Annotated in this window: 23 protein-coding genes; 14 read left to right on the forward strand and 9 right to left on the reverse strand. The window is 58.8% G+C overall.

Annotation, left to right across the window (positions count from 1 at the left end; all coding sequences use genetic code 11):
• Position 1: 1 nt before the first annotated feature.
• The 8 genes from IG617_RS14025 (at position 2) to IG617_RS14060 (ending at position 6,588) form a co-directional block, all read left to right on the forward strand.
• Positions 2 to 1,138, forward strand: coding sequence for a carbon-phosphorus lyase complex subunit (locus tag IG617_RS14025; protein ID WP_192109857.1), 1,137 nt, complete (start codon positions 2 to 4; stop codon positions 1,136 to 1,138).
• Positions 1,135 to 2,070 carry an alpha-D-ribose 1-methylphosphonate 5-phosphate C-P-lyase PhnJ gene (locus IG617_RS14030; protein WP_192109859.1) on the forward strand — a complete coding sequence of 312 codons (936 nt, stop codon included), beginning with the start codon at positions 1,135 to 1,137 and terminating at the stop codon, positions 2,068 to 2,070. Before IG617_RS14025 ends, IG617_RS14030 begins: the two co-directional genes overlap by 4 nt.
• Positions 2,067 to 2,855, forward strand: coding sequence for a phosphonate C-P lyase system protein PhnK (gene phnK / locus IG617_RS14035; RefSeq protein WP_192109861.1), 789 nt, complete (start codon positions 2,067 to 2,069; stop codon positions 2,853 to 2,855). Before IG617_RS14030 ends, phnK begins: the two co-directional genes overlap by 4 nt.
• Before the next feature lie 8 nt (positions 2,856 to 2,863).
• Entirely contained in the window at positions 2,864 to 3,562 is a 699-nt protein-coding gene (gene phnL / locus IG617_RS14040; protein WP_192109863.1) for a phosphonate C-P lyase system protein PhnL, read from the forward strand.
• 103 nt (positions 3,563 to 3,665) lie between these two features.
• The gene (locus tag IG617_RS14045) at positions 3,666 to 4,400 is read left to right on the forward strand and encodes a DUF1045 domain-containing protein (RefSeq protein ID WP_192109865.1); all 735 of its coding nucleotides are present in this window, start codon (positions 3,666 to 3,668) and stop codon (positions 4,398 to 4,400) included.
• A complete protein-coding gene (locus IG617_RS14050; protein WP_192109867.1) occupies positions 4,397 to 5,539 on the forward strand; it encodes an alpha-D-ribose 1-methylphosphonate 5-triphosphate diphosphatase in 1,143 nt (380 codons plus the stop codon). The genes IG617_RS14045 and IG617_RS14050 overlap by 4 nt, the downstream gene beginning before the upstream one ends.
• Positions 5,532 to 6,113, forward strand: a complete 582-nt coding sequence (gene phnN / locus IG617_RS14055) for a phosphonate metabolism protein/1,5-bisphosphokinase (PRPP-forming) PhnN (protein ID WP_254170559.1) — start codon at positions 5,532 to 5,534, stop codon at positions 6,111 to 6,113. Before IG617_RS14050 ends, phnN begins: the two co-directional genes overlap by 8 nt.
• Before the next feature lie 94 nt (positions 6,114 to 6,207).
• Positions 6,208 to 6,588 carry a DUF805 domain-containing protein gene (locus IG617_RS14060; protein ID WP_192109871.1) on the forward strand — a complete coding sequence of 127 codons (381 nt, stop codon included), beginning with the start codon at positions 6,208 to 6,210 and terminating at the stop codon, positions 6,586 to 6,588.
• A 42-nt stretch (positions 6,589 to 6,630) separates the two neighbouring features.
• Here IG617_RS14060 and IG617_RS14065 read toward each other — a convergent pair whose 3' ends face one another.
• From IG617_RS14065 to urtA, 6 genes are all read right to left on the reverse strand, one after another.
• Positions 6,631 to 9,519: an AsmA family protein gene (locus IG617_RS14065; protein WP_192109874.1), complete on the reverse strand. Its 2,889-nt coding sequence runs from the start codon at positions 9,517 to 9,519 to the stop codon at positions 6,631 to 6,633.
• 82 nt (positions 9,520 to 9,601) lie between these two features.
• Positions 9,602 to 10,297 (reverse strand): urea ABC transporter ATP-binding subunit UrtE, encoded by a 696-nt coding sequence (urtE, locus tag IG617_RS14070; RefSeq protein ID WP_192109876.1) that lies wholly within the window; start codon positions 10,295 to 10,297, stop codon positions 9,602 to 9,604.
• Positions 10,298 to 10,305: 8 nt separating this feature from the next.
• The gene (gene urtD / locus IG617_RS14075; protein WP_192109879.1) at positions 10,306 to 11,052 is read right to left on the reverse strand and encodes an urea ABC transporter ATP-binding protein UrtD; all 747 of its coding nucleotides are present in this window, start codon (positions 11,050 to 11,052) and stop codon (positions 10,306 to 10,308) included.
• Between the two features lie 4 nt (positions 11,053 to 11,056).
• Positions 11,057 to 12,283, reverse strand: coding sequence for an urea ABC transporter permease subunit UrtC (urtC, locus tag IG617_RS14080; RefSeq protein WP_192109881.1), 1,227 nt, complete (start codon positions 12,281 to 12,283; stop codon positions 11,057 to 11,059).
• A complete protein-coding gene (gene urtB / locus IG617_RS14085; protein WP_192109883.1) occupies positions 12,280 to 13,899 on the reverse strand; it encodes an urea ABC transporter permease subunit UrtB in 1,620 nt (539 codons plus the stop codon). Before urtB ends, urtC begins: the two co-directional genes overlap by 4 nt.
• A gap of 154 nt (positions 13,900 to 14,053) precedes the next feature.
• Entirely contained in the window at positions 14,054 to 15,307 is a 1,254-nt protein-coding gene (urtA, locus tag IG617_RS14090) for an urea ABC transporter substrate-binding protein (RefSeq protein ID WP_202981314.1), read from the reverse strand.
• A gap of 338 nt (positions 15,308 to 15,645) precedes the next feature.
• Here urtA and IG617_RS14095 point away from each other — a divergent pair, with 338 nt between their 5' ends.
• The 4 genes from IG617_RS14095 to rplT all read left to right on the forward strand — a co-directional run bounded on the left by IG617_RS14095 (position 15,646) and on the right by rplT (position 20,769).
• On the forward strand, positions 15,646 to 19,038 hold the full coding sequence (locus tag IG617_RS14095) for an ATP-binding protein (protein ID WP_192109885.1): 3,393 nt from the start codon (positions 15,646 to 15,648) through the stop codon (positions 19,036 to 19,038).
• On the forward strand, positions 19,031 to 19,948 hold the full coding sequence (locus IG617_RS14100) for a response regulator transcription factor (protein WP_192109887.1): 918 nt from the start codon (positions 19,031 to 19,033) through the stop codon (positions 19,946 to 19,948). The genes IG617_RS14095 and IG617_RS14100 overlap by 8 nt, the downstream gene beginning before the upstream one ends.
• A 231-nt stretch (positions 19,949 to 20,179) precedes the next feature.
• On the forward strand, positions 20,180 to 20,377 hold the full coding sequence (rpmI, locus tag IG617_RS14105) for a 50S ribosomal protein L35 (protein WP_153771500.1): 198 nt from the start codon (positions 20,180 to 20,182) through the stop codon (positions 20,375 to 20,377).
• 32 nt (positions 20,378 to 20,409) lie between these two features.
• Complete coding sequence (gene rplT / locus IG617_RS14110; protein ID WP_153771501.1) at positions 20,410 to 20,769, forward strand: 50S ribosomal protein L20; 360 nt, start codon at positions 20,410 to 20,412, stop codon at positions 20,767 to 20,769.
• 97 nt (positions 20,770 to 20,866) lie between these two features.
• On the opposite strand, the gene IG617_RS14115 is transcribed toward rplT, so the two are convergent.
• Entirely contained in the window at positions 20,867 to 21,832 is a 966-nt protein-coding gene (locus tag IG617_RS14115) for an NAD-dependent epimerase/dehydratase family protein (protein ID WP_192109890.1), read from the reverse strand.
• Between the two features lie 91 nt (positions 21,833 to 21,923).
• Between IG617_RS14115 and IG617_RS14120 the strand changes: the two genes are divergently transcribed.
• The gene (locus IG617_RS14120) at positions 21,924 to 22,841 is read left to right on the forward strand and encodes a LysR family transcriptional regulator (protein WP_192109892.1); all 918 of its coding nucleotides are present in this window, start codon (positions 21,924 to 21,926) and stop codon (positions 22,839 to 22,841) included.
• 35 nt (positions 22,842 to 22,876) lie between these two features.
• Here IG617_RS14120 and IG617_RS14125 read toward each other — a convergent pair whose 3' ends face one another.
• Complete coding sequence (locus IG617_RS14125) at positions 22,877 to 23,305, reverse strand: hypothetical protein (RefSeq protein ID WP_192109894.1); 429 nt, start codon at positions 23,303 to 23,305, stop codon at positions 22,877 to 22,879.
• A 277-nt stretch (positions 23,306 to 23,582) separates the two neighbouring features.
• Here IG617_RS14125 and IG617_RS14130 point away from each other — a divergent pair, with 277 nt between their 5' ends.
• Positions 23,583 to 23,915 (forward strand): hypothetical protein, encoded by a 333-nt coding sequence (locus IG617_RS14130; protein ID WP_192109897.1) that lies wholly within the window; start codon positions 23,583 to 23,585, stop codon positions 23,913 to 23,915.
• A gap of 16 nt (positions 23,916 to 23,931) precedes the next feature.
• On the opposite strand, the gene IG617_RS14135 is transcribed toward IG617_RS14130, so the two are convergent.
• A complete protein-coding gene (locus tag IG617_RS14135; RefSeq protein WP_192109899.1) occupies positions 23,932 to 24,543 on the reverse strand; it encodes an HD domain-containing protein in 612 nt (203 codons plus the stop codon).
• Between the last annotated feature and the right edge of the window lie 27 nt (positions 24,544 to 24,570).

Genomic DNA, 24,570 nt, shown 5'->3' on the forward strand with positions numbered 1-24,570 from the left:
CATGTATGTTGCAGTCAAGGGCGGTGAGAAGGCGATCCGCAATGCCCATAAGCTTCTGGCTAAACGCCGCCGGGGGGACACGTCGGTTCCATCGCTGACAGTGGATCAGATCGCCGAACAGCTGGCGCTCTCTGTCGCGCGCGTGATGTGCGAGGGCTCTCTTTATGATGAGGGCCTTGCAGCGCTGGCGATCAAACAGGCCCGTGGCGACCTCATCGAGGCCGCCTTTCTCATCAGGGCCTATCGCACAACCTTGCCCCGTTTCGGCTACTCGGAAACCCTCGACACCGCCAAGATGCTGATCGAGCGACGCATTTCAGCCACTTACAAGGATCTTCCGGGCGGTCAGCTGCTTGGGCCGACCTTCGACTACAGCCACCGTCTGCTCGATTTCGCCATGGCCGCCGAGAATGAAGGTGCACTTGATGCAGTCGAAAGCGAAACGCCTTTGAATGAGGGCATGCCGCGCGTAACGGATCTGCTGAGCGACGAAGGCCTGATGGAGGCAGACCCGCTTCCCGAAGCCAGCGATGCCGTTGGGGATCTGACGCGCGAACCGCTGTCGTTCCCGGCTGATCGAGATCTGCGCCTTCAGAATCTGGCACGTGGCGACGAAGGCTTCCTGTTGTCATTGGCCTACTCCTCCCAACGCGGATATGCCCGCACCCACCCTTTCACCGGTGAAATCCGGTACGGCGAGGTCGAAGTGGAGTTTTTCGCCGAAGAGCTTGGTTTCAACGTCAAACTCGGCGCCATCAAGGTGACGGAGTGCCAGATGGTGAACCAGTTCTCGGGCTCAGCCAAATCACCGCCGAAATTCACACGTGGTTACGGTCTCGTATTCGGTCAGGTCGAGCGAAAGGCCATGGCCATGTCCATGGTCGACCGCGCCCTCAGGTGGGAAGAACTCGGCGAGGAACAGACCGCCCCCGTGCAGGACACGGAATTCGTGCTGTCCCACTCCGACAACATCCAGGCCACGGGCTTTGTCGAACATCTGAAACTGCCGCATTACGTGGATTTCCAGGCGGAACTCGATCTCGTACGCCGGATGCGTGCGGAATGGTTCGCCGCCCGCGATCAGCAGGATCCATACGCGCAAACCGATCTCGAGACGGGAAAGGAGGCCGCAGAATGACACTCCCAGTATCCAAATCCATCGCGCCCGATGAGGGCAGTTACAACTTCGCCTATCTCGATGAACAGACCAAGCGCATGATCCGGCGCGCGATCCTCAAAGGAATCGCCATTCCGGGCTACCAGGTGCCTTTCGCCTCCCGTGAAATGCCGATGCCCTACGGCTGGGGCACCGGCGGCGTTCAGGTCACCGCTGCAATTCTGGGGGCAGACGACACGCTGAAGGTCATCGACCAGGGCTCGGATGACACCACCAACGCTGTCGCCATCCGGGGTTTCTTCGAAAAGACCGCCGGCGTCGCCACCACCACCAGCACCGAGGACGCCAGCATCATTCAGACCAGGCACCGGATTCCGGAGATGGCTCTGAACTCCAACCAGATCCTCGTGTTCCAGGTGCCTATTCCGGAGCCGCTCCGCTTCCTCGAGCCGCGCGAGACGGAAACCCGCAAGATGCATGCGCTGGAAGAATACGGCCTGATGCACGTAAAGCTGTACGAGGACATCGCCAAGAACGGCCATATTGCAACGACCTATGCGTATCCGGTCGAGGTCAACGGCCGCTATGTGATGGATCCTTCGCCAACGCCGAAATTCGACAATCCGAAGATCGACAACATGGAAGCCCTCCAGCTCTACGGCGCAGGCCGGGAAAAGCGGATCTATGCCATTCCGCCTTACACCAAGGTCAAGAGCCTCGATTTCGATGACTATCCGTTTGAGGTCCAATCCTTCGACAAGCCCTGCGGCCTTTGCAACGCCGAGGGCGTCTATCTCGACGAGGTCATTCTGGACGACAAGGGCGGGCGCATGTTCGTCTGTTCCGACAGTGACCATTGCGAGGAAAGGCGCGCTAACGGACACCTCGGCCCCATGGCCGCCGACCCCGCCGCCACTCTGCTGTCCGGTGGAACCCAGGAGAAGGGCCAATGAGCGACCAGAACAATCAGGAGCCGCTGCTGCAGGTTCATGGCGTCACGCGCTACTATGGCGATCGCATCGGCTGCCACGACGTGGACTTCCAGCTCTGGCCCGGTGAAGTGCTTGCCATTGTTGGCGAAAGTGGATCCGGCAAAACGACCCTCCTCAACTGCCTGTCGACCCGGCTTGCACCAACCGCAGGCGCTATCGAATACCGCATGCGCGACGGCTCCATGCGCAACCTCTATGAGTTGAGCGAAGCCGAACGGCGCCTGCTCATGCGCACCGATTGGGGCTTCGTCCATCAAAACGCTGCCGACGGACTGCGCATGACCGTATCTGCCGGCGCCAATGTCGGCGAACGGTTAATGGCCGTCGGCCAACGCCACTACGGAAAAATCCGCGAAACCGCCACGGACTGGCTCGACCGGGTGGAAATCACCGTCGACCGCATTGATGACGATCCGCGCGCCTTTTCCGGCGGCATGCGCCAACGGCTTCAGATTGCCCGCAATCTGGTGACACACCCACGGCTCGTGTTCATGGACGAACCGACCGGCGGCCTCGACGTATCCGTTCAGGCACGTCTGCTCGACATGCTGCGGCGGCTGGTCAGCGAACTTGGCCTGTCTGTCATCATCGTCACCCACGATCTGGCCGTAGCCCGGCTCCTGTCCCACCGCATCATGGTCATGCGCCATGGGGAAGTCATCGAGACTGGTCTGACCGATCAAGTGCTCGATGACCCGCGCGAGCCGTATACCCAGCTTCTCGTCTCTTCCATTCTCCAGGTCTGAGGTCAGTCATGCCAGTCCGTCTTTATCTGAACACCGTCGGCAAGACCTTCACCATGCATCTGCAGGGCGGCACCTCGATCCCGGTCGTGTCCAATGTCGATTTTGCCGTTGAAGCTGGAGAATGTGTCGTCCTCGGAGGGCCTTCAGGTGCCGGCAAGAGTTCGATTCTCAAGATGATCTTCGGCAACTATCGCTGTGACGAAGGTCAGATCCTGATCACTTGCAACGACGAAATCGTCAACATCGCAGACGCCGCACCCCGACAGATCCTCTCTTTGCGCCAGGACACGATCGGCTATGTCAGTCAGTTCCTCAGGGTCATCCCCAGAGTATCGGCCACGGAGGTGGTTGCTGAACCGCTGATCGCTCAGGGGACCAGCGAAGAGGCTGCACTCGCAAAGGCCAGAGATCTCCTGAACCGGCTCAATGTGCCCGAAAGGCTTTGGAACCTGCCGCCAGCGACTTTCTCCGGCGGTGAGCAGCAGCGTGTGAACATCGCGCGCGGCTTCATTGCCCACTATCCGATCCTGCTTCTGGACGAGCCCACCGCGTCGCTGGATGCGGTAAACCGGTCGGTGGTGGTGGAGCTGGTCGATGAAAAGAAAGCTGCGGGCGTTGCCATGCTCGGCATTCTGCATGACCAGGATGTTCGCGATCGCATCGCCGACAGGATCATCGACGTCACCAAATTCAAGATCGCTGCATAAAGACAAATTCACGAACCACTGTCACAGGATCGACATGAGAGCCACTTAGGTCGATGATGCCGATCCTGCCTTCTCCGCAATCAACCGCTGTTCGAGCCTTTCGATGCGCTACGCACTTTATTTCGCTGCTCCCGCCAATGACCCGCTGATGCAGCTTGGCAATCTATGGCTCGGCCGCGATCCCTTCACAGGCAAGGCATTAAGCCAGCCATCGCTCGACACCCTGAGCCGCGACCGTTTTGAGGCGCTCACGACAGAGCCCCGACGCTATGGTTTTCACGGCACGTTAAAGGCACCCTTCGCGCTTCGAGACGGAACAACTGCCGATGAATTGGTGGCAGCTTGTACTGCCTTTGCGTCCGAGTCAGCGCCATTTGTGCTCCAGGGCCTTTCGGTCAATCGCCTCGGAAAATTTCTGGCGTTGACGCCCGATGTCCCCGAGCCGGACTTGTCAGCCTTCGCTGCGACCTGTGTACGCCGGTTCGAACCATTCCGCAGGCCGCTGTCCGAAAGCGACCTCGAGCGCCGCCGCAAGAGCAGACTCACGCCGGATCAGGACCGCAACCTCGTTGAATGGGGTTATCCCTATATCTTTGAGGACTTCCGTTTTCACATGACCTTGAGCAACAAGCTTGAGGACGAGGGGGAAGCGACAACACTTGAAGCGGCTGCCAGAGCGCACTTTCAAGACCTGACCGGCCGCTTCCGGCAAGTCGAAAGCCTCGGCCTCTACTGCGAAGCCGAGCGCGGCGCCCCCTTTCAGGTTCACACCATCTTCCCGCTGACCGGCACGCAAACGCCGGATCAGTCTCTTTCCAAATGCCGAGGTTCAAAATGAGCGCCACTCCAGGCACCTTCAAGAACGCCCGTCTCGTCCTGCCAGACAGCGTTATGGACGGCGCACTCCAGGTCGAAGATGGCAAGATCGCTGACATTTCGGCCGCGAGCACAGCCGCGGGTCAAGATCTCGAAGGCGATTACCTGATCCCAGGCCTCGTCGAACTTCACACCGATCATCTGGAAGTTCACTACGCACCACGACCAAAGGTGCGCTGGAACCCGGTCTCAGCAGTTCAGGCCCATGACGCGCAGATCGCTTGCGCCGGCATCACGACAGTTTTCGACGCCCTTCGCGTCGGTATGGACGAAGATGCCGACCTGCGGGCCGGCGATATGCGCCAACTAGCAGATGCCATTGAGACAGGACAGGCAGAGAATCGGCTGCGGGCTGATCACTTCATCCACTTGCGCTGCGAAGTCTCGGCGCCTGACGTCCTGGATGCCTACTCAGTTTTCGAGGGCGACGATAAAATTCGCCTGATCTCCCTGATGGACCACACTCCAGGTCAACGGCAGTTCGTTTCACTCGATGCCTACAAGGTCTACTACCAGGGCAAAAAGGGTTTTACAGACGAGCAGATGAACGCCTTTATCAAGGCGCGCCAAGAGCGCGCGGGCAACATTGCACCGGACAACCGCAAAAAGATCGCGGCCGACGCCCATGGTCGCGGCATCGCCATCGCCAGCCACGACGACGCCTCGCTTGACCATGTTGGCGAAGCCATCGATCTGGGCACGCGCATCGCGGAATTTCCGACCACCGTCGAGGCTGCCCGTGCCTCTCACGACGCCAACATGGCCGTGCTAATGGGCGCCCCGAATGTGGTGCGCGGCGGCTCTCACTCGGGCAATGTCTCGGCACGTAAACTCGCCGAGGCCGGCTGCCTTGATGTGCTGTCGTCGGACTATGTGCCGGTGTCCCTGATCCAGGCTGCTTTCCAGCTTGCTGACGAAGTCGAGGCAATCAGCTTGCCGAAGGCCGTCGCAATGGTTACCTCCACGCCCGCCGACACAATAGGTCTGACGGATAGAGGCTCCCTCGAAGTTGGACGACGTGCGGATCTGGTTCAGGTCCGCATGGTCGGCAATGTGCCGATTGTCCGTGGCGTCTGGCGCGAAGGCCGCCGCGTTGCCTGAGGCACCACAACAAAGCAACGCAGAAAAGGTCGGCCCCGGCCGCCTCGTCCTTGTCGTCGGCCCCAGCGGAGCCGGCAAGGACACGCTGCTGGACGGCCTCCGCGCACGGCTCAAGGAACGGGCCGATGTGCAATTTGCCCGCCGCGCGATCACTCGAGAGGCGGATGCGGGCAGCGAAGACCATGACACCCTCAGCCAGAAGGAATTCGATCATCTGGTAGAGACCGGCAATGTGGCCCTTGCCTGGTCAGCGCATGACCTTGGCTACGTCATCCCAGTTCGCTACGACGATGCCATCCGGGCTGGCAGGACGGTAATCGCCAATGGCTCGCGCCGCGCCCTGCCTAGTGCTTTTGCCAAATATCAAAACGTCGCGGTTCTTCTGATCACCGCACCAATCGAAGTGCTTGCAGAACGGCTGGCGAGCCGGGGCCGTGAAAGCCGCGAAGCCATCGAGAAGCGTCTGAAACTTGCTGATCTTGAGATTGGCGAAACGGAGCATGTCATCCGGATTGAAAACACTGGAACTGTCGAAGACGGCGTCGCCGAAATATTCAAGCAACTTGAATTCTGACAGTAAGGTTCCGGAAACCTAGTCTTTTAATCGGAATTTGAGGCATTTCTGCCATAGTCCCTCTGGGTAAACAGAGATCTTCGGGGGAAGGGACATGCTTCAAGCTGCTGACACGGTACTCGCCAAATACTTCACATTTTCAGGCAGAGCCAACCGCGCCGAATATTGGTGGTGGATGCTGTTCATGTTCCTGATCGGCGGGACCATGTATCTGGTGGATGCCTTTCTGGTCGCCCCTGCATTTGGCCAGTCCGTCACGACAAGTACCGGCAATACGCCGGCCTCTACCGTGGCCAATCTGCTGCTTTTCCTGCCCAGCCTGACTGTCTCGGTGCGCCGCTTGCACGACATCGACAAATCCGGCTTCTGGCTCTTCGTCGTCTTTGTGCCCCTGATCGGTGCATTGCTGCTGCTGTACTGGTCTCTCAAGGGCGGCACCATGGGCAGCAATGACTACGGCGCCCCGTCCTACTGAGCCGTGGCGGCGGAACCATCGCCAGCCATCTGAACGGACACGCTATTCTTTCTTCTTCCGTCCGAAGGAACCGAGCAGACCGGAGGGCAGTCCGAACCCGTCTTCAACGGCTTTCAGAATTTCCTGATCATCGACATCGCCCTCGATCACCTTCTGGACGTCGATCTGGGTCTTGCCGCCAGTTGCACGGCTGATCGCCTCATTTGCGGCATCGACCAACGCCTCATCCGGTTTCCCACCCTTCAGGATTTTCGACAGCTCTCCGCCCATGGATTCCAGCTGTTTGTAGGCCGCTTCCGGGTCCTCCAAAATGCCCTGGATATCCGGATAGATCTGAGGATTTGCCCAAGGGCCCTTCACGACGATTGGCACCGCCAGTCCCGCCATCTGCTTTTCGGCGCCCTTCTTGCGCGGCGTCGGAGCTTGCCCTTCCAGGGTCGGCACGATCTTCGGCTCAACACGCCAATCCAGCGTCTTCGCCGGCAGGTTTGTGGTGCCCTGACCGCTCATGCGCACAAGCGGGCCAACGAGGGAAATGTCGCTGGTCGTCGCGATACCATTGTTGACGTCGAAAGAAGCTGACAGCGAGCTGAAGTCGGTCTTCTCCGCCGAGGAGGACTGCCAGCCCAGAAGCGTCTCGACCGAGAGACCCCTTACAAGCTTTGGAATATTGACGCCGCGGATCGCACCATCCGCAAAGCTGTAAGATGCAGTCCCGTTGAGGCCTTCCACCATCGCTTTTTCTGACCGGCCTGCGGTCGTTGCATTCAGCGCAATATTTGCCTTGCCCTCGAGCCATTCGAAATCGGCTGCGTCACGGAGAACCGGATAGCCATCCAAATCGCTTAGCGCAAATTGGGCGCTGATCTGAGGGACCTCTGCAGCTCCATTCACACGTACGGTTCCGCTGCCGCTGCCCCCATAGAGGCGCAAGGTCTTCAGGTTCGCGTCGAGCACACCGTTCTTGATCGTCGCGTCCAGCGCGCTCTCATCAATCTTGATCTTGTCCCAGCGAATTTCCTTGGTCGTGATCGCAAAGTCGACATCCGCCGCCTTCAGGCCCGAGAAGTCGATCGGGGCATCGCTCCAGGCTGATCCAGACCCGCTCGGGCCATTGCTCGTCGCTGCGCTGGTCCCGGATCCGGACGAGGTCGTGCTCCCAGACCCGCCGGATCTCCCGGGCGCAGATTCCAGATAGGGATCGAGCACCAGCGCATTCAGTGCGAGCTTTGCAACCACATCCGGACGATCTGCCAGCTTGATCCGGCCGCTGGCCGATCCGGATGTCTCATCCAGTGTAAATCGCGTTTCATCAAAGCGAATGGTATCGCCCGCAACCGCGAAGACCCCAGATGCCTTGAAGCCCTGGAGACCATTGCCAGCCTCGACCGGCTGACCCATCCAGGCCATCAGGTCGCGCAGGCTCGCCGTCTCGACGGAAACCGCGCCTTCCAGGCCTCCCGCACCCGAGGCACTGCCTTCATAGCCTGCACTCAGCTTCGCGCCCTTCACCTTGACCGCTACCGGCGCAGATCGCCCATCGAGCAAGGGTGCCGGGGTTGCACTGCCCGTCACCGTGAAGGCCTCTCCACGCCAGGAAAGCCCGCCGCGCAGGTTGGCTTTCTCATCCAGACCGTTCAGATCCAGCTCAAGCGCGATATCCTTGATAACGTCAGCAGAAACATCACCTCCGACGGCATCAGCCAAGCCCAGACCGGACACTTCGCCGCCCGTCACCCGGGCAGAGCCCCTGACATTAAGCGTCGCAAGGATCGCCTCACCCGTATCCCCTGAGGCTTCAAAGGTAACATCGCCAGCAAGCTGTCCCTTCGCCGGCAACGACTGCCCGGCAAGTGTGAGCAGATCCTCAAGGTTGCTTTCACGCAGGATGACCCGGCCAGCAACCTGCGGAACATCGCCGCCGAGGTTCGCCTCAACATTGCCGTCAAGCCCGAGACTGCCGACGCTTGCTGTCAGATCAGCGAGAGACAGGGCAGTTTCATCGCCCGTGACCTTGGCAAAGACCGAAAATGCGCCCGGATCATTGGCAAGCGTTGTTCCCAGGAGAGCGGCAAAACGCTGTAGGGATGGCCCCTGACCCGTGATGGCGACATCGGTCCAAATCGGATCCATTCCGGCCTCACCGGCAACACCAAGGCTGCTCTCATCAACCGTCAACATCAGATCCATCGGAATTCGCGTACCGGCAACAAATCCGAGAGGATTTTCCAATGTGCCCTTGAGCCCCATCGGCTTTTCCTGCCAGACGAACGTGCTGTCGAGCGAAACCTCACCCTCGAGATCAGGTGCCATCAGCGTCAGGTTCAGATCAGAAACTTCATGCCGCTGGTCGGTGCTACGATCGTGATAGAGCACCGTGCCATTCTCGATATCGAGCCGATCTATCCCGATCCGCTTGAGAAAATCCGCGTCGGACGAGCCCGCCAAGTCCGTTTCCTCTACAGCCTCCTGCACCTGCGGCGTACTCGGCGCGCTCAATTCACCCGAAAGTATTTCGGCAGCCTCTTCCGCCGGTGTCAATTCGCGGCGGGGCGCCCAACTAGTGAGGCCTGAAGCGCCGATTTCGAGAAAGATATCAGGCTCGACCAGCGTGATGCCGGTAACTTGAATTTCACCGCCGAAGAGCCCGCCCCAGCCCAGGCCGAATTCGATTTTCCCCGCCTTGGCGAACTCGATGCCATCAGCTCCAGCTTCACCGGAAAGACCAATGTTCTCGGCAATAAGCGAAAACCCAGGCAAAAGGGAAAGGCTTACGGGGCCATCAAGCCTCAAACGCCAACCCACGGCCTTTTCGACTTCCGCAATGACCTGCTGCTTGATGGTGTCCTTGGGCAGCAGAAATGGCACCACCAGCACAATCGTTGCCAGTAGGAAGAACAGGCCTCCAAGCCCGATCAATAGCCGTCGCATACGATGCTCCCCGTCTCGAATCGCTTTCCCAGTTTAGGAGAAAGCGTGGCGGGAGCATGACTGTCAAACTGTCTTTGCGGAATCAGACCGTCAGATGCCTGCGCACTTCTGTTTCATCCAGTTCGGCGCGTGTTCCGGCCATGACCACTTCGCCGCGATCCATAACAGCGAAATCATCTGCAAGATCGCGGGCAAATTCGAAATACTGCTCGACCAGAACAATCGCCATGTCGCCTTGGTCGCGCAGCCATTCAATCGCACGGCCGATATCCTTGATAATTGACGGCTGAATGCCCTCGGTCGGCTCATCAAGAACCAGCAGCTTGGGGCGGGTCACGAGCGCACGGGCGATTGCCAGCTGCTGCTGCTGCCCACCCGAGAGATCGCCTCCCCGACGCGACAGCATGGACTTGAGAACGGGAAAAAGTTCGAAAATTGTCTCCGGAATCGTCCTGTCCTTGCGTGGCACGCAGGCATAACCTGTTTCGAGGTTTTCCTTGACCGACAGCAGGGAGAAGATTTCACGGCCCTGGGGAACCACCGCGATGCCGCGCTTGGCCCTGGCATGGGCGGCGAGCTTGGACACGTCCTCGCCATTCCAGAAGATCTTGCCTGCGCTGACCGGATGTTGCCCGACCACAGCGCGCAGGGTCGAGGTCTTGCCGACGCCGTTTCGGCCCATGACACAGGTCACCTTGCCCACTTCCGCGGTCAGCGAGACATTCTTCAACGCCTGCGCCGCGCCATAGTGAAGATCAATGTTTTCAACGCTCAACATGATGTTTCCTAGCGCCCCAAATAGACTTCAACGACCCGTTCGTCAGCCGAGACATGATCAAGCGACCCTTCGGCCAGAACGGAGCCCTCCGCAAGACAGGTGACTTTGACGCCGAGCGCCCGGATGAAGGTCATGTCGTGCTCGACGACCACGACAGAATGCGATTTGGCAATATCCTTCAGAAGCTCGGCCGTTTCCGCCGTCTCTGCATCGGTCATCCCCGCCGCTGGCTCATCGACCAGCAGGAGCTTTGGATCCTGGGCAAGCAGCATGCCGATTTCGAGCCACTGCTTCTGACCATGAGACAGATTCGCCGCCAGCTCATCCCGCTTGTCGCCAAGACGGATCAACTCGAGCAACTCCTCGATTCGAGCCTTTTCAGCACCCGCAATCACATGAAACAGCGTTGCAAAGGGACCGCGTGGTGCTTTCAACGCCAATTCCAGATTGTCCCAAATGGTATGGCTCTCGAAGACGGTCGGTTTTTGAAACTTCCGGCCGATGCCCAATTCAGCGATAGACGCTTCATCTTCATCCGTCAGGTCCACGGTGCCGTCGAAGAAGACTTCGCCGCTGTCCGGCCGGGTCTTGCCCGTGATGACATCCATCATGGTTGTCTTGCCTGCGCCATTGGGGCCGATGATGGCGCGCATCTCACCTGGTGCAATCACCAGGGACAATTCGTTGAGGGCCTTGAACCCGTCAAAGGAGACAGAGACACCATCGAGGTACAGAAGGCTGGAACTTTTCGCCATTGTCTTACTCCGCAGGCTGAGGCTCAGCACCGGAAGACGGCGCGGCGCGGGTCACATTGGCAGGAGCCGCAGGACTGTTGGGCGGAAGGTTAGGTGGCTCGTCGGATCCATCGGCATAGGCGGCGGACAGCTTGCGCTGCCGAATGGCGGTCCAGCCCTGGCTGATCGTCCCGACGATGCCCTTGGGCAGGAACAGCGTTACGATCACGAACAACGCGCCAAGAGCGAAGAGCCAGACATCGGGAAGGGCAGCAGTGAACCAGGTCTTGGCGAAATTCACAAGCACCGCGCCGATAACAGCGCCGACCAGCGTGCCGCGGCCACCAACAGCAACCCAGATCACCGCTTCGATCGAGTTGGCTGGCGCAAACTCGCCCGGGTTGATGATCCCGACCTGCGGCACATAGAGCGAGCCGGCGATCCCCGCCATCATGGCGGAAATCACCCAGACGAACAGTTTGTAGTTCTCGACCCGGTAGCCCAGGAAGCGTGTTCGGCTCTCGGCGTCCCGCACGGCAACCAGAACCTTGCCCAGCTTGGAGCGGGTGATTGCTCGGCAAATCAGGAAGCAGATCATCAGCGCTAGGCCAGAAGCTGCAAACAGACCGGCACGGGTCGTATTGGCCTGAACGTCGAACCCGAGAATATCCTTGAAGTCGGTCAGGCCGTTGTTGCCGCCAAAGCCCATATCATTGCGGAAGAAGGCAAGCAGGAGCGCATAGGTCAGCGCCTGGGTGATGATCGAAAGATAAACGCCCGTGACCCGGGAGCGGAAGGCGAACCAGCCGAAAATGAAGGCCAATGCACCTGGCACAAGCAGCACCAGGAGAAAGGCAAACCAGGCCATGTCAAAGCCGTACCAGTACCAAGGCAGCTCGTTCCAGTTCAAGAACACCATGAAGTCTGGCAGGATCGGATCCCCGTAAACGCCGCGGGTGCCGATCTGGCGCATGAGATACATGCCCATGGCATAGCCGCCCAGCGCAAAGAACGCGCCGTGGCCGAGCGAGAGAATGCCGCAAAAACCCCAGACCAGATCGACTGACAGGGCCAGCAAGGCGTAGGTCAAATACTTGCCCATCAGCGTCACCGCATAGGTCGGCACGTGAAACGGGCTGTCCGGCGGTGTCAAAAGGTTGAGCGCGGGTACGGCAACAATGACCGCCAGAAGGATCGCGACGAAAACGCCCGCCTTGGCGTCGAGGGCGCGGAAGAGAAAGGAGGTCATCATGCTTCGACTGCCCGGCCCTTGAGGGCAAAGAGGCCCCGCGGACGTTTCTGGATAAAGAGAATGATAAAGACGAGCACAAGGATCTTGCCAAGAACGGCGCCTGCGTAGGGCTCAAGGAACTTGTTGACCACGCCGAGGGTCATGGCCCCGACCAAGGTGCCCCAGAGATTGCCCACACCGCCGAACACAACGACCATGAAGCTGTCGATGATGTAGCCCTGTCCGAGGTTCGGTGAGACATTGTCGATCTGCGAGAGAGCAACACCGGCAATACCGGCGATCCCCGACCCGAGGCCAAAGGTCATCGCATCGATCCAGGGCGTGCGAATGCCCATGGAAGCCGCCATGCGCCGGTTCTGGGTGACGGCCCGGGTAAAGAGCCCGAAGGACGTCTTCTTTAGCACGAGCATCAATCCGGCGAAGACCAGGATGGCGAAGACCACAATCCACATCCGGTTGTAGGTGATGGTCAGTTGGCCAAGTTCGAAGGCCCCGGACATCCAGTCGGGATTACCAACCTCTCGGTTGGTTGGACCGAAAATGGATCGCACCGCCTGTTGAAGGATCAGCGAGATGCCCCAGGTCGCCAGCAGTGTCTCCAGCGGCCGCCCATAGAGCCAGCGAATGACACCGCGCTCGATACCGACCCCAATCGCGCCGGAGACCAGGAACGCCAGCGGCAGGGCGATGAAAAGCGAGTATTCAAACAGTCCCGGAGCCGAAGACCGGATCAGCTCCTGAACCACGAAGGTGACATAGGCACCGATCATGACCATCTCGCCGTGGGCCATGTTGATGACCCCCATGACGCCGAAGGTGATCGCAAGGCCAATCGCGGCCAGCAGCAGCACCGACCCCAGCGAGATACCGTACCAGATGTTCTGGGCATTATCCCAAAGCGCCAGCGACTTGTTGATGGTGTTGACGGCGCGCGTGGCGGCCTGCTGAACCTCGCCTTCCGAACTGTCGCGAAGGCCGATCAGAAGGGAGAGCGCCTCTCGGTTTCCCATGCTGGCGAGGGTTTCAATCGCTTCAAGCTTATCACCGTCACTGCCGTCGGAATTGAGAACGGCTGCGGCCCGGGCCTGTTCCATGACCAAACGCACGTCATCATCAATCTCCTTTGCAATCGCTGCTTCAAGACTTTCAATGGCCTCAGGATCCTTCGCCTTGAAAACGGCCTCAGCCGCTGCCATGCGAACCTTAGGATCGGGTGCCAGCAAGGTCAGGGAACCAAGCGCGGAGCGGATGACCCGGCGCAGGTTGTTGTTGACCTTGATTTTTGTCACTGCGCGCCGGCCAGTTTCGCCGGCATCTTCGAGCGTCAACGGGTCGCTCAGCGCATATCCCTTGCCCGCCTTTTTGGCGATGAAAACCTGTTTGTCGGACTTCCGGAAAAAGAGTTCGCCAGCGCCCAGCGCCTCTAGGGCCGGTGCGACAGCAGGGTTTCCGGTCGCGGCCAGATCACCGATCTGTTTTTGCGTCTCTTTGTACTTGCCCTCGGCAAGCGCATTCACCAGGGGCCGCAAGCTTTCCAGGTCGCTTTGCGCCGCGCCCGTGCCGACGAGGCCGGCCATCAGGCAAAGGAACATCAGAAAAGATTTCAAAAAGGACATGGGTCCACCGGGTCTTTCAAGTTCGCGCGCCTCGCCGCCGCACGGCGACTGCACTCTGGAAGGACCACCACCCCAAACCCCTCCTAGCAAGAGGACTTAGGGGTGGTGGCGAAAGGAGGCGGACCACAAGACCCGCCTCCTTTTTTTCAGGATCTTAGGAGTCGGAACCGCCGCACTTGCCGGTCTTCACGTTGAAGTTGCCGCAAGACATCGGAGCACGCCAATCGGAGATCAGGTCCTTGGACCCTTCCAGGTAGTCAGACCATGCGTCGCCGCCGACGAGGCCGGAGGTTTCCCAAACAGTTTCGAACTGTCCGTCTTCCTGGATTTCGCCAATCAGAACCGGCTTCGTGATGTGGTGGTTCGGCATCATTGCAGAGTAGCCGCCGGTCAGGTTCGGAACGGAAACACCGACGATGGCGTCAATCACAGCATCTGCATCGGTGGTGCCGGCCTTTTCGACCGCTTCAACCCACATGTTGAAGCCGATGTAGCTTGCTTCCATCGGATCGTTGGTTACGCGGTCTTCGTCACCGGTGAAGGCTTGCCATGTTTCGATGAACTCGGCATTGGCATCGGTGTCAGCGGACTGGAAGTAGTTCCAGGCAGCCAGGTGACCGACGAGCGGAGCAGTGTCGAGACCTGCGAGTTCTTCTTCACCGACGGAGAAGGCAACGACAGGAATGTCTTCTGCCTTGATGCCTGCGTTACCCAGTTCCTTGTAGAATGGAACGTTCGCATCACCGTTGATGGTGGAGACAACAGCGGTCTTCTTGCCAGCCGAACCAAAGGTCTTGATGTCGGACACGATCGTCTGCCAGTCGGAATGACCGAACGGCGTGTAGTTGATCATGATGTCTTCTTCAGCCACGCCCTTGGACTTCAGGTAGGCTTCGAGGATCTTGTTGGTTGTGCGCGGGTAGACATAGTCGGTGCCGGCCAGAACCCAGCGCTCGACCGAGCCGCCTTCTTCGCTCATCAGGTAGTCAACGGCAGGGATTGCCTGAGTGTTGGGAGCAGCACCTGTGTAGAACACGTTGCGCTGGGACTCTTCACCTTCATACTGAACCGGATAGAACAGCAGGGAGTTCAGTTCTTCGAAGACCGGCAGAACGGACTTGCGCGACACAGATGTCCAGCAACCGAAGACAGCATCAACGCCGTTGACTTCGATCAGCTCACGCGCCTTTTCAGCGAACAGCGGCCAATCGGAAGCCGGATCGACAACAACAGCTTCGAGCTTCTTGCCCAGGACGCCGCCTTTTTTGTTTTGCTCTTCGATGAGCATCAGCATGGCGTCTTTGAGTGTCGTTTCGGAAATCGCCATTGTGCCGGAGAGCGAGTGCAGGATACCGACCTTGATGGTCTCTTCCTGTGCGTAGGACAAACCGGCGAATGTGCTGGTCATCAAACCCGCTAGGGCGAGACCTGTAAGTGTCTTTTTCATAATGTTGAGTCCCCTCTTGGTGAAGCCTTTTGGCATTCTGCGGCAGATGGAAGGGCTGCCGTCTGGCCAGGATCGTGCGGGGGAACGCTGCACCGCGACATACGTCAATTGACGTAAGCAACTGCGCCTTTTGCGCAAAATGTGCAGACGGGACAAAGCAACAAAATAATCGCTGGCCAATAAAGCGGCACAAACCCTGCTAGCACAGGGGTGAGCACGGGGAGCTAAGGCAGAATGCCGCTGATTTCAGGCGAAGATCGCACAATACACGGGCACATGCCCAATTCAAGGGCATTTTCATGAACGCGCGCCAACGTATTCTGCCGGTTCGGCGCAAATACAACCAATGGGTCAACAACCAGACCCTGGAGGATTACGCACTCCGCTTCACCGCGAAGAGCGCACGGCGCTTTTCCTCGCGCAGAATTTCCCAAACTGCCATTGGGGCGATCTCCTTTCTCGCTCTGGAGGCCATCGGCGGTGCCATTACATTGTCCTATGGGACTGCCAACGCCTTCGTTGCAATCCTGCTGGGAAGTCTGGTGTTGCTCTTCGTCGGCATTCCGATTGCCAAATATGCGATCCGACATGGCGTCGACATTGACCTTCTGACCCGCGGCGCCGGTTTCGGCTACATCGGATCAACGCTGACGTCGCTGATCTATGCCAGCTTCACGTTCATACTCTTCGCGATCGAAGCGTCGATCATGTCGAGTGCGCTGGAATACGCCTTCGGAGTGCCGCTCTGGATCGGCTACATCCTGAGCGCGGTGGCTGTCATCCCGCTGGTCACACATGGCATCACGCTGATTTCCAAGTTCCAGCTGATCACTCAACCATTCTGGATCGTCCTCAACATTCTTCCGTTCTTCTTTATCGCCTACGCAGACTGGAGTGTTTTTGGCGAATGGTTGGGATTTTCCGGTCTGGATCCGCAGACCAACACGCCAATTCAATCTGACGGCGGACTGTCTGACATCAACCTCATCAGCGTCGGAGCCGCATCTGCGGTCATTCTCGCCCTCATGGCCCAGATCGGCGAGCAGGTCGATTTCCTGCGCTTTGTTCCAGCCGGTGAAGTTGCCCGCAAAAGGCATCGGTTCGCGCTGTTTCTGGCAGGTCCCGGTTGGGTCATCCTGGGTGCACCCAAAATGCTCGCCGGCTCTTTCCTTGCCGTCCTCGTGCTCTCGGCCGGAGTGCCGCCAGAACACGCCGATGAGCCATCGCGCATGTTCGCGGTGGCCTTTGGCTACATGTTACCGTCCGAACATATGGCCTTGCTGCTGATGGCCGCCTTTGTTGTCGTCTCGCAGCTCAAGATCAATGTGATGAACGCCTATGCGGGCTCACTCGCATGGTCGAATTTTTTCTCCCGCCTGACCCACAGCCATCCCGGCCGGGTCGTCTGGCTTGTCTTCAACGTCGGCATCGCCCTGCTCCTGATGGAACTGGGCATCTACAAGTTGCTGGAAGAAACTCTCGGCGTTTTCTCCATCATCGCGATGGCCTGGCTGAGCGCGATCTCCGCCGATCTCTTCGTCAACAAACCGCTTGGATTGTCCCCGCCCGGCATCGAGTTCAAGCGCGCGCATCTTTACGACATCAATCCGGTCGGCACGGGCGCAATGACGCTTGCCGCGACCCTGGGCATTCTCGCCTACTACGGCCATTTTGGCGAAGAAGCCGCGGCCCTCTCGACCTTCCTCGCAATGGTCATCGCCTTCATTGCCGCTCCCGCCATCGCGGTGGCCACCAAGGGCAAGTTTTATCTCGCCAGAAAGCCGCGCGCCCATTGGCAGGACGAAAGCACCATCACCTGTTCGATCTGCGAAAACCCTTTCGAACCCGAAGACATGGCCTATTGCCCGGCCTACCAGGCGCCGATTTGCTCACTGTGCTGCTCGCTGGACGCTCGCTGTCATGACCTTTGCAAACCAAAGGCCCGGATCAATCATCAGCTCGGTGTCGTTGCCGAGCACTTCCTGCCCGAAAAAACCCTGGCGCATCTGAGGACACGTCTCGGTCGGTATGGTCTGACGGCCAGCTTTTCCATTGCTGCCATCGGCTTTGTCCTCTGGGTGATCTACAATCAGGCGGCCGAACGCTTCCCTGACGCCGCCGTCATCATCGGTCAGACCGTAACGCTGATCTTCTTCGTCTTTGCCGTGGCTGCAGGGATTGCCTCCTGGTTCCTGGTTCTTGCCCACGACACCAGGCATGTGGCCGAGGAAGAATCTCAGCGCCAGAACGCCTTGCTCCAAAAGGAAATCAACGCCCACGGCAAGACCGACGCCGCCCTGCAGAAAGCCAAGGAAAACGCGGAAGCGGCCAATATGGCAAAAAGCCGCTATGTCGTCGGCCTCTCTCATGAACTCCGGACACCGCTGAACGCTGTCCTAGGCTATGCGCAGGTACTAGAGCGAGACGACACCATTCCCGAAGCGCGCAAGTCCAACATCAACACCATCCGCCGCAGCGCCGAACACCTGTCCGGATTGATTGACGGACTGCTCGACATCTCACGCATTGAGGCCGGACGGCTTCAGGTCTATTCGAACGAGATCAACATTCACGATTTCCTCGACCAGATCGTCGACATGTTCAAGATGCAGGCCAGCGCGAAGGGGCTTGGTTTCAGTCATGAACGTGCCGACAATCTCCCCGTCTATGTCCGCACGGATGAAAAGCGTCTTCGGCAGATACTGGTCAACCTGCTCTCCAACGCCATAAAATTCACCGATGAGGGCTCTGTCAGCCTCAAGGTCGCCTACCGCTCCCAGGTCGCCAGCTTCACGGTCACGGACACCGGCCCCGGCATAGATCTCTCCGAACAGGGCAAGATCTTCGAACCCTTCGGGCGCAGCCAGGAGGTGGAAGCAAGAAGAACCCCGGGTCTTGGCCTTGGTCTGACAATCACCAAACTCTTGGCAGAGACCCTTGGCGGTGCCGTTGCCCTTTCCAGCGAACCTGGCAAGGGCTCCTCCTTTGAGGTCAGGCTGATGTTGGCTGCCGTTGCCAACCCGCCGAAGTCCATTCCCGCAGAAAGGCAAATCCGCGGCTATGAAGGCCCGCGGCGCTCAATTGCCGTCATTGACGACAATCCGGACCACCGCAAGCTGCTGGCCGAAATCCTGGCCCCACTGGGCTTTGACATTCTGGAAGCGGAAGACGGCGCCACTTGTTTGGAGATGATGAAAGACCATTGCCCGGACCTTTTCCTGATCGACATCCTGATGCCGGGCATGAACGGCTGGGAGCTCGTTGCAAATCTGCGCGAAAGAGGTGTCAGCACACCGATCATCATGCTGTCGGCCAACATCGGAGACGGATCTCTCAGACCGGACGGCAAGGATCTTCACGACGACACCTTGGCCAAGCCGTTTGATCTGCGCCAGCTGCTTGACAAGATGCAGCGGCACCTTGCGCTGCAATGGCTGGAGAGCGAGGCACCACTAGCACCGTCAGCACCGGAACCTGCAGGCGACCCAGGCAGGGGTCCGGGTGCAAGTCATGTCCGTGAGCTGATAAGTCTGGGTGAAATCGGCTACATCCATGGTATTGAAGCCAAATTGACCGAATTGGCGGAAGATCCGGACAACGGCGCTGTAGTCGCCGTCCTGCGCGGACACTTGAAGGTCTTCGATTTCGACGGCTACACCAAGGTTCTGGAGAAGTTGGACAAGAATGACTGAAGCGCAGCGCGATATTGTTCTGGCCGTCGACGACTCTCCGGAGACACTCGGCTTTCTGACCACCGCCCTTGAAACCGCCGGTATCACGGTGCTCGTCGCCACCAGCGGAGCCGCTGCCCTTTCTGTCGCCGACAGAGTGACCCCCGACATCATTTTGATGGACGCCATCATGCCCGGTCTCTCGGGCTTTGAAACCTGTCAGCAGATCAAGTCCAAACCGCATTTGCAGCATGTGCCGGTTATTTTCATGACCGGATTGAGCGAAACCGAGCATGTGGTCAATGCGCTTGATTCTGGCGGTGTCGACTTTCTGACCAAGCCGATCAACATCGATGAGCTGCAGGCAAGGATCCGGGTTCATCTGGCCAATGCCCGGTCCGTCCAAAGCGCCCGTATCGCGCTTGATGCGGCGGGACGGCACCTCATCGCCATTGCACGCGATGGCACAATCCGCTGGTCGACGCCGCAAACGCACCAGGTCCTCAGCACGACCGGCAACGGCGACAAGCTTCTGCAGGACATTGGCGCCGAGCTTGGCAGCTGGCTCGCCGCCGACGCCGGAAAACCATCGGGACAGTCAGATCCCTTCGAGCTTTCGCCCGGCAACGGCTTGACCCTCCAGATGCAATATCTCGGCGCGATTGGCGCTGACGAGTTCCTGTTTCGGATGACGACCAGCGATCATCCCAACCAGGACGAGGTTTTGCGCCAGCACTTCGGTCTCACCGCCCGCGAGGCGGATGTCCTTTTGTGGATCGCAAAGGGCAAGGCGAACCGCGATATCGGCGAGATTCTGGGCCTAAGTCCACGCACCGTGAACAAGCATCTCGAACAGATCTATCAAAAGCTTGGTGTCGAAAACCGTGCCTCCGCCGCCGTGCGTGCTGCACATGTGCTGCATGAGCTCTAAATTGGCCAATTCATGCCGATTTTCGGTTGCATGAAGACAAGAGTCCCCCTATAAGCCCCCGATCCAGAGTCGTCCGGCTCTTCGGGAGCAGTATCTCTATGCCTCCATCTCCGGTTTTCCGAAGGTGAAAGCAGGATCGCTCCTGATACACCAGGGCATGCCGTGGCGACCTCTCGATGCACCAACAAGAATGCGGTGGGTCTACCCTCCGCGCCAATGAAAGGATGCAAAATGCCCAAGCTGAAGACGAAGTCTGGAGCCAAGAAGCGCTTCAAGCTGACCGCAAGCGGCAAAGTGAAAACAGCCCAGGCCGGTAAGCGTCATGGCATGATCAAGCGCACGACCAAGTTCATCCGCAACGCCCGTGGCACCACCACGCTGGCACCGCAGGATGCGAAGATCGTGAAGCAGTTCCTGCCGTACGCCTGAGCCCAAGCACCTATCCTTAAAGGAGTTATCACATGTCGCGCGTAAAAAGGGGCGTAACGGCCCATGCACGTCACAAGAAGGTTCTGAAGGCTGCCAAGGGTTACTACGGCCGCCGCAAGAGCACCATCCGCGTCGCAAAGCAGGCGGTCGAAAAGGCCGGCCAGTACGCCTATCGCGACCGGAAGGCCAAGAAGCGCAATTTCCGTTCGCTTTGGATCCAGCGTATCAACGCTGCGGTTCGTGAACAGGGCCTCACATACGGCCGCTTCATCGACGGCCTGAACAAGGCTGGCGTCGAAGTTGACCGTAAGGTTCTGTCCGACCTTGCCATTCATCAGCCGGATGCCTTCAAGGCTCTGGTCGAAAAGGCTCAGGGCGCTCTGACCGCCTGATCCGGACAAAAAGATCCGAATTGGCGTCGAGCCTGTTCAAAACGACTAAGGGCGCGATCCGCAAGGACCGCGCCTTTTTTTGTCTTTGCTGGTCGCGTTATCGGACAGGCAGGCAGCCAAGTCCCTCAAGCGTGTCGCGAAGGGCCTGCGGGAGGGGCGTCTGCGGTTCGGAGCCGAGCCTCGCTACCAGCTTGGTATTGTCGAGACACAAGCTGTTCTTCCAGAAGACGGAAATCTCCGAGACCTCTCGAAAAAACGGCACGACTGGTGAGAGCGCCTTGATCGCCCACCAGGGAAAGGAGCCTATCGGCAGATCTGGTAGGCCGGCAACGGAACGGAGCTCCTCTGCTATCCTGACCCCGGGCTCGAACCAATAGCCCCGAAAATGATAGCAGTCGAACGGTCCCAACTCGCTCTCCATAGCCACAAGTTGCGCAATAGCCTCGGCAAAATCCGGAAGGTAAGCCCAGGCGTGTCCCACGCTCGCACGTCCCGGATAGGTCAGCTTCCGCAACGGCTTTCCTGGCTTCACCATCACCTGTGAAAACCACGAGCTTTTGGTCTCGGCCCCAAAGAAATCTCCGGCCCGAACAATCAGGACCTTCACACCATCCTTTTCGCTGGCCTTGCGCAAACGCTCTTCCAGCTCGACACGGATTGCGCCCTTGCGCGTTGTCGGTTTTTGAGGGGTCGTCTCGCTCAACAGGGGGCCATCGCCGACACCATAATTGTAAATGGTGCCAGGAAGAACGATCCGCGCACCGCTTGCCCTTGCGGCTGCGAGAGTGCTCTCAAGCATCGGCAGGACCAGCTTGGGCCAGTTCTTGTAACCAGGTGGATTTACGCCGTGAAAAATCAGAGAGGCACCTTCCGCTGCTGCCACAATCGCTTTGCTATCCAGCGCATCGCCCTTGAACCAGGTCGCTTGCGGCAACTGCGATCGCACATCGTCCGGCTGACGATGCAGCGCGCGAATTTTCCAGCCCCTCGCCAACAGGGCCCACGCGACCGCCGTTCCGGATCCGCCGGTCGCTCCAAGTATCAAAGCCGTCTTGTCTGTCATGCCAGTCTCCATCAATTCAACTGGCGGGAAGCTGACAGATCTTGAGATAAAATAAATTGTCGTAATGCGTATCTCTACTATAGAAAATTATATGAACGAGTCACACGCTGCATGGGATCACTACCGCTCTTTTCTGGCTATCCTGCGCGAGGGCAGCCTGTCAGCGGCCGCCCGGTCCCTGAAGCTCACTCAGCCAACGATTTCCCGTCATCTTGACCAGCTCGAAGCCAATCTCGGCACCGGACGGCTTTTCACCAGGGCTCCCCAGGGCCTGACACCGACCGATGCCGCCCTTCGGCTTGCCCCCCACGCCCAAGCCATGGAATCAGCCGCCGCAGCACTCCAGCGCAGCGCGGCCGGTGATCCGTCTGCCATGACCGGCGTCATCAGGATCACCGCAAGCGACGTCATTGGCGCCGAGGTTCTGCCGGGATTTTTGAGGGAGATCAGAGCCAGGCATCCGGGTCTGGTTTTCGAGATCAGCCTGTCCAACCAGATGACAGACCTTCTTCGCCGGGAAGCTGATATTGCCATTCGAATGACACGCCCGGTCCAGAAAGCCTTGATCGCAAGGCGATGTCCGAACATCAGGCTTGGGCTTTTTGCCCATCCCGAATACCTCGATCGCCACGGTGTACCGAAAACAACGGACGAGCTCAAAGAACACGTCATCATCGGCTTCGACCGGGATCCCGGCGCTGACCGCCTGCTCAAGCAGTTTGGCTTGTCGTTGGATCCCGCACACTTCACCTACAGGATCGACAACCAAATCGCCCAACTTTCGGCCATTCGCCAGGGCTGTGGCATCGGGTTTTGTCAGATTGGACTGGCAGCACGCGCGCCAAGACTGACGCGCCTGCTGGCAGATGAAATCGAGATCCCGCTGGAGAGCTGGACCACCATGCACGAAGACCTCAAGGGCGATCAGCGCATGCGCCTCGTCTTCGATCATCTCCATGCCGCCATGACCTCCTACGCAAGGGGCGGTCTCGGAGCTCATACGGCATAGCGCCTAAACACGCCAATCTGGCCGGAGCGCTGCCTTCAACGAGCCAAACCGATGAAGATGACTTCCATGGAACCTGAGTAGGCGTTCATGGCGACCCGATAGAGCTTGGCGTCACGCTGAGCGGTATAGTGATATTCGCTGCCCTGACAGTCATAGGCCACGATCGGACGATATCCCCCTCGGCGAAGGTTTTCATAACCGACGCGGCAATGCTTGCGCTTTACGGCAACAACCTCGTTCGAACGCTTGGTCCGGTGATCCCGCACTTGTTTCTCGACCGGGGCTTTCGTCCGATGATCGCGCACCACGACCCTGGTCTCCTGCCGGTGGTCCCGAACTGACGTCTGCGTTTCAACACGGTGGTCGCGAACGCTTCTGTTCGCATTGTCTGCCATGGCCGGGGCGGTGACGGACAGCCCGGTCAGGACAACGGCGGCGACTGCGATAGCTGATTTCTGGAACATGATCTTACCCTTTGCGCTTCGTCTCTGTTTCGATGACCTGACTATGGCCAGGGCGTACTGAACGAGCTTTGAAGCTGCCATTCATGTTCGGTTCATGGGATCAGGCAGTGCCGCCAGATTGCTCGGATTGCGCCTTTCGCGTTAACCATTTTGGACGAGACACGAGGTTTTCCGCGACACAAAGGTTAACAAACGCTAGAGTTTGGCATGAGCATTGCGACGTTCCAGTCAGGTACGAGGTCCTCGTACCGTTGTGGGACAAGGTGAGGCGATCCAAGTGCGTATTGAACCGGTCAAAGCCCTCGGGCGTTCCAATATGAAGCGCAAGCGCCGGTATCGGGACGAGCCAGAGCAGCCACGCGAAAAGAGCGCGTTCCAGCTTCAACTGGTTCCGCAGGAAGCGCGGGTTGAGGAAGATCACGACCGTTTCGTTGCCCGCTATCGCCCGAATGCCACGTTTCTGGCGCATCTCATCGCCACGCGCGACGGCGACCCCCAGACCAGGTACAAGCGCCAGACCGAGCCTGAAATTGGCACAAGCCGCTACCGCGAGACGGCAGCCAGCCCCCGCAAGCGTGAAGCCGGCCACCTCATAGCCTTCGAGTATTGAGCACCTTTGGCCGGCGTCATTCGCCGGCCTGAGAGATCATCTCTAGCTGTGTCAGATTATCCGCAAGTAATCTCAAGTTCCTCAGCAACGGATGCCGGTCCGTCGCTTCGCGCCCATAGCCAAGATTGAAAGCATAATCAAAGTCAGGCGCGTTCCGTCCTTTGACATGCTGAAGCATGGTCTCGATCTTGTCGAACCCCTTGGCAAGAATCGCCTCTGGCGACTTGGCCTCCGCGTACTCATCCCAAAGCGCGACAACCTCAGCAGAAAGATCTTCCGGCAACGCCTTGCACAAAGTCAGCAAGTCCTGACGTTCCCTTGCGGCCCGACCGTCGTCCGAGGATTGGCTGGGCGCCGGCACATCACCTGAAATCGCCTCTGCCAGATCATGAATGACGCAGATTTTCAGGAGCTTGAGCACGTCGATATCGGCCAGATCTGCCTCAAACAGAAGGGTCATGAGGCAAAGCCGCCATGTGTGTTCAGCGGTGCTTTCAGCGCGTCCCTGCCCTGTTCGACCGCTTCGCAGCGTGTCTTTCAACGCCTCGGCAGCCTGGATAAAATCGATGATGCGGGCGAGGCGATCTGACTCGGCAGAGCTTGGTTCTTGAGCAGTCGTATAGGTCATGGCCAAAGGATACCGGCCATCTCCTTT

Origin of the sequence: Roseibium polysiphoniae (assembly GCF_014842925.1) — a bacterium.
Lineage (GTDB): Bacteria > Pseudomonadota > Alphaproteobacteria > Rhizobiales > Stappiaceae > Roseibium > Roseibium polysiphoniae.

What these genes read in the sequence shown, in the direction of transcription:
- urtE (WP_192109876.1), bottom strand. Translation starts at nt 10,297, where the DNA reads ATGTTGAGCGTTGAAAACATTGATCTTCACTATGGCGCGGCGCAGGCG.
- urtA (WP_202981314.1), bottom strand. Translation starts at nt 15,307, where the DNA reads ATGACCAGCACATTCGCCGGTTTGTCCTACGCACAGGAAGAGACCATC.
- IG617_RS14045 (WP_192109865.1), top strand. Translation starts at nt 3,666, where the DNA reads ATGCGCTACGCACTTTATTTCGCTGCTCCCGCCAATGACCCGCTGATG.
- rplT (WP_153771501.1), top strand. Translation starts at nt 20,410, where the DNA reads ATGTCGCGCGTAAAAAGGGGCGTAACGGCCCATGCACGTCACAAGAAG.
- IG617_RS14115 (WP_192109890.1), bottom strand. Translation starts at nt 21,832, where the DNA reads ATGACAGACAAGACGGCTTTGATACTTGGAGCGACCGGCGGATCCGGA.
- phnL (WP_192109863.1), top strand. Translation starts at nt 2,864, where the DNA reads ATGCCAGTCCGTCTTTATCTGAACACCGTCGGCAAGACCTTCACCATG.
- IG617_RS14060 (WP_192109871.1), top strand. Translation starts at nt 6,208, where the DNA reads ATGCTTCAAGCTGCTGACACGGTACTCGCCAAATACTTCACATTTTCA.
- rpmI (WP_153771500.1), top strand. Translation starts at nt 20,180, where the DNA reads ATGCCCAAGCTGAAGACGAAGTCTGGAGCCAAGAAGCGCTTCAAGCTG.
- IG617_RS14030 (WP_192109859.1), top strand. Translation starts at nt 1,135, where the DNA reads ATGACACTCCCAGTATCCAAATCCATCGCGCCCGATGAGGGCAGTTAC.
- urtC (WP_192109881.1), bottom strand. Translation starts at nt 12,283, where the DNA reads ATGATGACCTCCTTTCTCTTCCGCGCCCTCGACGCCAAGGCGGGCGTT.
- phnK (WP_192109861.1), top strand. Translation starts at nt 2,067, where the DNA reads ATGAGCGACCAGAACAATCAGGAGCCGCTGCTGCAGGTTCATGGCGTC.
- IG617_RS14095 (WP_192109885.1), top strand. Translation starts at nt 15,646, where the DNA reads ATGAACGCGCGCCAACGTATTCTGCCGGTTCGGCGCAAATACAACCAA.
- IG617_RS14120 (WP_192109892.1), top strand. Translation starts at nt 21,924, where the DNA reads ATGAACGAGTCACACGCTGCATGGGATCACTACCGCTCTTTTCTGGCT.
- IG617_RS14125 (WP_192109894.1), bottom strand. Translation starts at nt 23,305, where the DNA reads ATGTTCCAGAAATCAGCTATCGCAGTCGCCGCCGTTGTCCTGACCGGG.
- urtB (WP_192109883.1), bottom strand. Translation starts at nt 13,899, where the DNA reads ATGTCCTTTTTGAAATCTTTTCTGATGTTCCTTTGCCTGATGGCCGGC.
- IG617_RS14025 (WP_192109857.1), top strand. Translation starts at nt 2, where the DNA reads ATGTATGTTGCAGTCAAGGGCGGTGAGAAGGCGATCCGCAATGCCCAT.
- IG617_RS14100 (WP_192109887.1), top strand. Translation starts at nt 19,031, where the DNA reads ATGACTGAAGCGCAGCGCGATATTGTTCTGGCCGTCGACGACTCTCCG.
- IG617_RS14050 (WP_192109867.1), top strand. Translation starts at nt 4,397, where the DNA reads ATGAGCGCCACTCCAGGCACCTTCAAGAACGCCCGTCTCGTCCTGCCA.
- IG617_RS14135 (WP_192109899.1), bottom strand. Translation starts at nt 24,543, where the DNA reads ATGACCTATACGACTGCTCAAGAACCAAGCTCTGCCGAGTCAGATCGC.
- urtD (WP_192109879.1), bottom strand. Translation starts at nt 11,052, where the DNA reads ATGGCGAAAAGTTCCAGCCTTCTGTACCTCGATGGTGTCTCTGTCTCC.
- IG617_RS14065 (WP_192109874.1), bottom strand. Translation starts at nt 9,519, where the DNA reads ATGCGACGGCTATTGATCGGGCTTGGAGGCCTGTTCTTCCTACTGGCA.